Origin of the sequence: Micromonospora sp. WMMD987 (assembly GCF_029581435.1) — a bacterium.
Taxonomy (GTDB): domain Bacteria; phylum Actinomycetota; class Actinomycetes; order Mycobacteriales; family Micromonosporaceae; genus Micromonospora; species Micromonospora rifamycinica.
Window position 1 is genome coordinate 2,379,081 of record NZ_CP120861.1, and the last position, 7,433, is coordinate 2,386,513.

Annotated in this window: 6 protein-coding genes; 2 read left to right on the plus strand and 4 right to left on the minus strand. The window is 73.0% G+C overall.

Annotated features, from left to right (window positions below; genetic code table 11):
- Nucleotides 1–343 precede the first annotated feature (343 nt).
- From O7612_RS10315 to O7612_RS10330, 4 genes are all read right to left on the minus strand, one after another.
- Entirely contained in the window at nucleotides 344–1,888 is a 1,545-nt protein-coding gene (locus O7612_RS10315) for an AMP-binding protein (RefSeq protein WP_282272568.1), read from the minus strand.
- Nucleotides 1,889–1,912: 24 nt separating this feature from the next.
- Nucleotides 1,913–2,842: an ACP S-malonyltransferase gene (locus O7612_RS10320; protein ID WP_282272569.1), complete on the minus strand. Its 930-nt coding sequence runs from the start codon at nucleotides 2,840–2,842 to the stop codon at nucleotides 1,913–1,915.
- 67 nt (nucleotides 2,843–2,909) lie between these two features.
- Complete coding sequence (locus tag O7612_RS10325) at nucleotides 2,910–4,166, minus strand: pyridoxal phosphate-dependent aminotransferase (RefSeq protein ID WP_282272571.1); 1,257 nt, start codon at nucleotides 4,164–4,166, stop codon at nucleotides 2,910–2,912.
- Nucleotides 4,167–4,195: 29 nt separating this feature from the next.
- Nucleotides 4,196–5,542: a lysine 2,3-aminomutase gene (locus tag O7612_RS10330; protein ID WP_282272573.1), complete on the minus strand. Its 1,347-nt coding sequence runs from the start codon at nucleotides 5,540–5,542 to the stop codon at nucleotides 4,196–4,198.
- Between the two features lie 365 nt (nucleotides 5,543–5,907).
- Between O7612_RS10330 and O7612_RS10335 the strand changes: the two genes are divergently transcribed.
- A complete protein-coding gene (locus tag O7612_RS10335) occupies nucleotides 5,908–7,095 on the plus strand; it encodes a cytochrome P450 (protein ID WP_282272574.1) in 1,188 nt (395 codons plus the stop codon).
- Nucleotides 7,092–7,328: a ferredoxin gene (locus O7612_RS10340; protein WP_282272576.1), complete on the plus strand. Its 237-nt coding sequence runs from the start codon at nucleotides 7,092–7,094 to the stop codon at nucleotides 7,326–7,328. The genes O7612_RS10335 and O7612_RS10340 overlap by 4 nt, the downstream gene beginning before the upstream one ends.
- Nucleotides 7,329–7,433: the final 105 nt, after the last annotated feature.

A 7,433-nucleotide genomic window follows, 5' to 3' on the forward strand; every position in this document is an offset into this window, starting at 1 on the left:
TGCGCTCGCAGTTTCGTTGTTGTAGTGGCATCGCAGCGCTCCGATGCCACTACAACAACGAAACTGTGTTGATCATGGAGATCCCCGGCCCGGCGTAGTCCGGGCGGGAGAGGTGGGAGAGGCGCGGAGGGGTGGGGGAGGTGGGGGAAGCGCGGAGGGGTGGGGGAGGTGGGGAGAGCAGGAGAGGCGGGGGAGGCAGGAGAGGTGGGGAGGCGGGAGAGGCGGGGGCGGGGGAGGTGCGGAGGGGTGGGGGAGGCAGGAGAGGCGCGGAGAGATGAGGAGAGATGGGGGGAGGCGGGGAGAGGCGGGGGTGGGGGAGGCGCGGAGGGTGTTGGCGGTGGGATCAGCCCTCGGCGGCCTGTCGGGCCAGCCGGGAGCGGTCCACCTTGCGGTTGGAGTTCAGCGGGAACTCCGGCACGTGCCGGTACGACCGCGGCAGCATCCCCTTCGGCAGGATCTGCCGCAGCTGCCGGGACAGCTCCGCCGGGGCGGTCGGCTGTCCGGTGTAGAAGACCACCAGCTCGGTACCGCCCGCGCCGGAGCGGGCCACGGTCACCGCGTCCTCGATGCCGGGGCAGCCGCGCAGCGCGTGCTCGATCTCGGCCAGCTCCACCCGCCAGCCGTGCACCTGCACCTGCGAGTCGAGCCGGCCCAGGTAGATCAGTTCCTTGTTCTCCAGCCGCCGGACCCGGTCCCCGGTGCGGTACCAGCGCCGGCCGTCGCGGACCAGGAACCGGCCCTCGTCGTCGGCCGGGTCGAGGTAGCCGGGGGTGAGCTGCGGGCCGGTGATGCAGAGTTCGCCCTCCACCTCACTGGCCGCGCCGTCCGCGTCCAGCAGCACCCCGTCGTGCCCGTCGTGCAGGGCGCCGATCGGCACCAGCCCGTTGACGCAGAGCGCCGGGGAGGTCTGCGGCGACCATCGGTGCCCGGTGATGGTCACCGTCAGCTCGGTCGGGCCGTAGATGTTCTCCAGCGTCGACCCGGGGGCCGCCGCCTGCCAGTCCACCGCGTCGGCGGCGTGCAGCGCCTCCCCGGCGAAGAAGCTCCACCGCAGCGACGGCATCGCCGCCGCCCCCAGCCGGCCGGTCCGCCGGACCAGGGTGATCGCGCTGGGGGTGGAGAACCACACGGTCAGACCCCGTTCGGCGACGAACGCCGGCACGTCGCGGTAGGCCGCGGGCGGTACCGGATGCACGCTCGCCCCCGCGCCCCAGGCACAGAACAGGTCGAACATCGCGCAGTCGAAGTTCAGGTCGAACGACTGCGAGAAGCGGTCCTGCGGCCCGAAGTCGTACCGGTCGTCGAGCAGGGAGAAGTAGTGCCGCAGGTTGCCGTGGGTGATCGGCACCCCCTTGGGCCGCCCGGTCGATCCGGAGGTGAACAGCACGTAGGCCAGGTCGTCCGGGCCGGCGGGGCGGGGCGCGGCCAACGGCGTCGCCGAGGCCACCGACAGCCGTGGCCCGGTGCCGCTGCCGCGCGGATCCACCACCGGCGCGAACACCGGCACCCCGGCGACCGCGTCGCCCAGCTCGGCCCGGACCGCCAGCCCGGCCTCGTCGAGCAGCAGGGTGGAGACCCCGCACGCGGTCAGCATCCCCGCCGTACGGGCCGCCGGGAACTCCGGGTGCAGCGGTACGGCGGTCGCACCGACGTACAGCGTGGCCAGCAGCCCGGCGTACGACTCCAGGGTCTTGCCGGCCAGGATGCCGACCACCCGGGGCGGGCCGTCCGGGCCGGCGGCCAGCGCCCCGGCCCAGTGCAGCGCGGTGGCGTGCAGCTCCTGGTAGCTGACCGGGCCGGTGGGCAGCTGCAGGGCGGTGGCCCGGGGTGCGGCGGCCAGCCCCTGGAGGAACCGGCCGTGCAGGGCGTAGTCGGTGTGCTGGGTCATCTCGTCCTCCGTGCTCTGCCGCGCTCAGGCGGCCACGGTGCGGCGGATCGGCCGCATCGCCCGCCGGGGGTCCACGATGGTGGTCCGGAAGTTGCGGACGGTCGCGCCGACCCGGCCCCAGAGCCGGTCCGGGCCGCAGACGTGCACCGTCTCCACCCCGTGGCGCTGGAACGTGGCGACCACCTCCGGCCAGCGCACCGGGGTGACGATCCCGTCGAGCAGCATGGCCCGGACGCCGTCGGCGGTGGTGCGGACCGTGCCGTCCTGGTCGGCGACGACCGGGATCTGCGGATCGGTGAAGCGCAGCGACCCGAACAGCTCCGCCGCCACCCGGTCGCGCAGCGGCCCGAACGCGGCGGCGTGCAGCGGCGGGTCCATCACGTACAACGGCAGGCCGCCGTCGGCCCGCAGCCGCCGGGTCAGCCAGTCGGCCCGCGTCTCGTGCAGGGTCACCATCCAGAAGTCGGTGTCCACGTAGCAGGAGATCTCGTACCATTCGCCGGCCTCGTCCAGCTCGGCCAGGATCTCCCGCAGCCGCTCGACCGGGGTACGGACGAACGACATCGTCACCACGCCCGGCTGCTCGGCGGTGAAGTACTCCGTCTCGATCCGGGACAGCCGGGCGGTCATCCGGACCGTCTCGGCGAAGTCCAGCGCGCCGCTGAACACCGCGGCGGCCTTGCCCCCGAAGCTGGGACCGGCGATCAGGTCCGGCCGCAGGTCCATGGTCCGCTCCGCCCAGCGGGCCAACGCCACGCAGTTGACCAGGAAGGCCACCTGGGCGTACTCGGAGTAGTCGCTGTCGCTGTCGCGGTACCGGGCGAACAGGTCGTAGTCCAGGGCGTCGCTGGCGGCGGCGAGCAGCTCGCGGGCGTCCCGGTCGATGAGCATGAACTTCGCGACGTCGGCGAAGTCGCACGGACCCATCCCGGGAAAGACGATGGCGCTGGTCATCTGGGGTGTCCTTGTCGTCGGGGCAGACCGGCACGGGCGCGGTCGGCGGGGGAGCCGGGACGGGAGGTCACCGGGGGAGCTTGGCCAGGGCCTGCTCGATGCGGACCAACGCGTCGGCGACGTGCGGCACGGCCAGCGGGTCGGCGGCGGTCTGGGTCTGCCGCTGCTGCTCCGGGGTGTCGCCGTAGAGCATGCTGGTCGCGGCCCGGAAGCGCAGCGCCTCCGGCCGGTCGCCGAAGTGGTGTCCGGAGAGCACGGCGACGCCCAGTTCCTCCAGCAGGTGGTGCTGCAACGACGCGCCGTCGGTGACGCCCTGCTCGGCCAGCGGCCCGCGCAGCGGCGCGAAGTCCGGGTAGACGTAGAACGCGCCGGTCGGCGGCCGGCAGGAGGCACCCGCGTCCACCATGATCCGGTGCACCGCCCCGGCCACCGCGCCGTGCAGCGCGGCGTCCGCGGTGAGCCGCTCGCGGATCTCCGGCGGCTCGGCGAAGGCGTACCGGGCCACCGACTGCATCGGCCCGGCCAGGGTGGACCAGATCTCGCTGGCCACCGAGGCGACGTCGGCGCGGATCCGCTCGCCCCACCCGCCGGTCGGGAAGCGGGCCGCCCCGATCCGCCAGCCGCCGAGCGCCAGGTTCTTGCTCAGCCCGGTGAGTACCACCGTCCGCCGGGGGGCGATCTCGGCCGGGGAGAGCAGGTCGGTGCCCGGGGTGTGCAGGATGTCCCGGTAGATCTCGTCCGAGAGGATCAGCAGGTCCTCGTCCTCGGCGATCGCGCACAGCTGGCGGACCAGCTCGTCCGGGGCGTGCGTGCCGGTCGGGTTGTCCGGCGAGGTGAGCACCAGGATGCGCGGGTCGTGGCCGAGCACCCGGGCGGCGCGGACCGTCTCCCGCAGCGCGGCCGGGTCGGGTACCCCGCCGCAGGACTCCGGGATCGGCACCCCCAGCACGGTCTTGCCGGCCAGCCGGGCCTGCGGGGCGTAGGTGACCCAGCTCGGCGCGGCGACCAGGGTGTCCCCGCCGACCACCAGTTGCAGGGCCATCAGCAGCGGCTTGCTGCCCGGCGCGATGATCACCTGGTCCGCCTCGGTGGGCAGCCGGCGGCGGGAGAAGTACCCGGCCACCGCGTCCCGGGTGGCCGGGTCACCCACCACCGGCCCGTAAGCGTTGCGGTCGGCGCCCTCGGTCAGCGCCCGCCGCAGCGGCGGGAACACCGGGAGGCGGGACTCGCCGAAGCCCAGGTGCACGATGGACTCGCCCGCGGCGATCCGCTGCGCGACCAGCTGGTCGAGCGCGAGGTTGGGCGAGATCTTCCGGCCGGCCATCGCCAGCTCCCTTCGGGGTGGGTGGATGTTCAGGCGGTGACGGCCGCGCCGGGGCGGGCCGCGCTGGGGCTGACCGCGGCGAGGATGTCCGCCGGGGCGGTCGGGTCGAGTTCCAGGTCGCTCAGCCAGGCCGCGTCGGCCGACCAGCGGACCCGGAACGGCCGGCCGACCAGCCGCCGGTCGCGGGCCTGGATCAGCCGGAGCTGGAAGAAGTCGCCGTCCGGGGTGCGCTCCACGCCGTCGACCAGCACCTTGCCGGGGGTCGCCGACATGACCGGGCCGCGTACCGTCCGGGCCAGGCCGGGCAGGTCCTGGTAGGCGGTGCGGAAGATGTCGGCGGCCCGGGTCAGCGGCACCTGGAAGTAGTCCCGGGGGCCGGTGTCCCGCTCGACGAACATGTAGTACGGCACCGCGCCGACGGCCAGTTCGGCCCGCCACATCTCGCTCCAGGCGCGGGCGTCGTCGTTGACGTACCGGATCAGCGGGGCCTGGCAGTAGACCACCGCCCCGGTCGACCGGATCCGGGCGATCGCCCGGGTGGCGACCTCGGTGGCCAGCTCCCGGGGGTGGCTGAAGTGCGCCATCACCGCGACGCTGCGGCCCGACGCCACCACCTGCTCGAACAGCCGCAGCAGGTCGTCGGCGTCGCTGTCGGAGACGAACCGGTACGGCCAGTAGGCGACCGCCTTGGTGCCGAACCGGATGGTGCGCACGGTGTCCACCCGCAGCAGCGGTTCCACGTGGCTGCGCAGCCGCTCCGTCGACATGATCATCGGATCGCCCCCGGTGACCAGCACGTCGGTCACCGCCGGGTGCCGGTGCAGGTACGTCACCAACCGCTCCGGGCCGGGCGCGGCGAACCGCAGATCGGCGTCGCCGACGAACTGCGCCCAGCGGAAACAATAGGTGCAGTACGCGTGGCAGGTCTGCCCCTGCTGCGGGAAGTAGAGCACCGTCTCCCGGTACTTGTGCTGCATTCCCGGCAGTTCCTGGCCGTCCAGGCTGGGCACGTTGTGCTGCTGCTGCCCGGACGGGTGCGGGTTGAGTCCGGCCCGGATCCGGGCCACCTCACCGCGCAACCCCTTGCGGTCGCCGGCGCGCAGCAGGTCGCCGAGGACCCGTTCGTCGTCGGCGGCGAGCATGCCGCGCTGCGGGAACACCAGCCGGAAGATCGGGTCGTCCGGGATGCGGTCCCAGTCGACCAGGTGCGACAGGACGTACTCGTTGACCCGGAACGGCAGCACCTGGGAAATGGTGCGGATCGCCTGCAGATTGTCGGCCGACAATCCGTACCGGGCACCGAGTTCGTCGATGTGGTGCGGCCCGAAGGAGTGGAACCGCCCCGGATCAGCGGTCGTGGAAACGAGCAGGGACATCAACCATCCTCCATGGGGGGTTGCGCCCACCGACGTGGCGTGAATCAATCACCGGTGCGCGCCCGCGAGAATCGCTCGACGGTCAACGGTCAACAGCGCGTTGCCTCGCCCACACGCTAGTGGCGACCGCTGCGCCCGGACCCCTAACGGCACCCCAGAGCCGCCCCTTAGCGGGGCCGGTAGGGGGAGGCTAGGGGCGTCGCGGGGGTGTAGGTGGATTTCCTTTCCTGATTACGTATCCCTCGCCTGGTCCGGCCGGCGCCCGGCGTGTCGTCCGGATACGCCGTACCGCACCGAGCGGCCGTGCAGACATCGACGCCAGCGCCCGATCCCGTGCGCCCGGTGCGAACTCGAGGGAGTGCCCCGTGACCATCGATCAGGAGATCCGCAAGTACCCGTTCAGCGAGTCACCCGGGATCGACATCGACCCGGCGTACGGGCTGCTGCGCAGCACCGAACCGCTGGCCCGGGTGCAGCTCCCCTACGGCGAGGTGTCCTGGCTGGCCACCCGCTACGAGGACGTCAAGACGGTGCTGACCGACCCCCGGTTCAGCCGGGCCGCGGCGCAGGGCCAGGACCAGCCCCGCCTCCGCGAGGAGATGACCTACGAGGGCATCATCGGCCTCGACCCGCCGGACCACACCCGGCTGCGCAAGCTGGCCGGCAAGGCGCTGACCGCCCGCCGGGTCAACGAGATCCGCGCGGACGCGCAGCGGATCGCCGACGAGTACGTCGACGACATGATCGCCAAGGGGTCGCCCGGCGACCTTGTGGAGATGTTCGCGCTGCCCTTCCCGATCACGGTGATCTGCGAGCTGCTCGGCGTCCCGTTCGAGGACCGCGCCCAGTTCCGGATCTGGACCGAGGGGCTGACCAGCACCAGCGAGCAGCTCATGAGCTACGTCGAACAGCTCTTCGGCTACATGGGCAACCTGGTCGCCCAGCGCCGCGAGCAGCCCACCGACGACCTGCTCGGCGCGCTGGTCAAGGCCCGTGACGAGGGCGACCGGCTGACCGAGCAGGAGCTGCTCTCCATCGCCGGGGTCGGGCTGCTGCTCACCGGCGTCGAGACGGTCTCCACGCACATCCCCAACTTCGTCTACGCGCTGCTCACCCACCCGGAGCTGATGGCGCAGCTGCGCGCCGACCGGAGCCTGGTGCCGGCGGCCGTGGAGGAGCTGCTCCGGATGATCCCGCTCAACCCGGCCGCCATGTTCCCCCGCTACGCGGTGGAGGACGTGGAGCTGAGCGGGACCACCGTCCGCGCCGGGGAGCCGGTGCTGGTCTCCCTGCCCGGGGCCAACCGCGACCCGGAGGTCTTCGACAACCCGGAGACCTTCGACTTCACCCGGGAGCAGAACCCGCACGTCGCGTTCGGCCACGGCCCGCACCACTGCCTCGGCGCGCAGCTCGCCCGGATGGAACTCCAGGTGGCCCTGCACACCGTCCTGGACCGCTTCCCCGAGCTGCGCCTCGCCGACGGCGACGCCGGTGTGTCCTGGAAGTCCGGCCTGCTGGTGCGCGGCCCGAACCGGCTGCTGGTGGCCTGGTGAGCGCGGTGGACACCCGCTGGACGGTGACCGTCGACCGGGACGCCTGCATCGGCACCGGGGTCTGTGCCGGCGCGGCCCCCCGCCAGATCGAGATCCGCGACGGCAAGGCGTCCGCCCTGGCCCCGCAGACCCCGCCCGACGAGGCGGTCATCGACGCCGCCGACATGTGCCCGATGTCCGCGATCACGGTCCGCGACGCCGCCTCCGGCGCGCTGCTCGCGCCCGAGGAGTGAACCACCGCCCCGACCGGTGAACCCCACCGGTCGTCGTGAGGCCGCCGCGACCGGTCCCCCTACCGGTCGTGGCGGCCTCGCCGTGACCGGGCGCCGAAAGTCGAC

Bases quoted from the DNA above. Each gene is read 5' to 3' on its own strand.
- O7612_RS10325 (WP_282272571.1), bottom strand. From the start codon at position 4,166: ATGGCCGGCCGGAAGATCTCGCCCAACCTCGCGCTCGACCAGCTGGTC.
- O7612_RS10330 (WP_282272573.1), bottom strand. From the start codon at position 5,542: ATGTCCCTGCTCGTTTCCACGACCGCTGATCCGGGGCGGTTCCACTCC.
- O7612_RS10320 (WP_282272569.1), bottom strand. From the start codon at position 2,842: ATGACCAGCGCCATCGTCTTTCCCGGGATGGGTCCGTGCGACTTCGCC.
- O7612_RS10315 (WP_282272568.1), bottom strand. From the start codon at position 1,888: ATGACCCAGCACACCGACTACGCCCTGCACGGCCGGTTCCTCCAGGGG.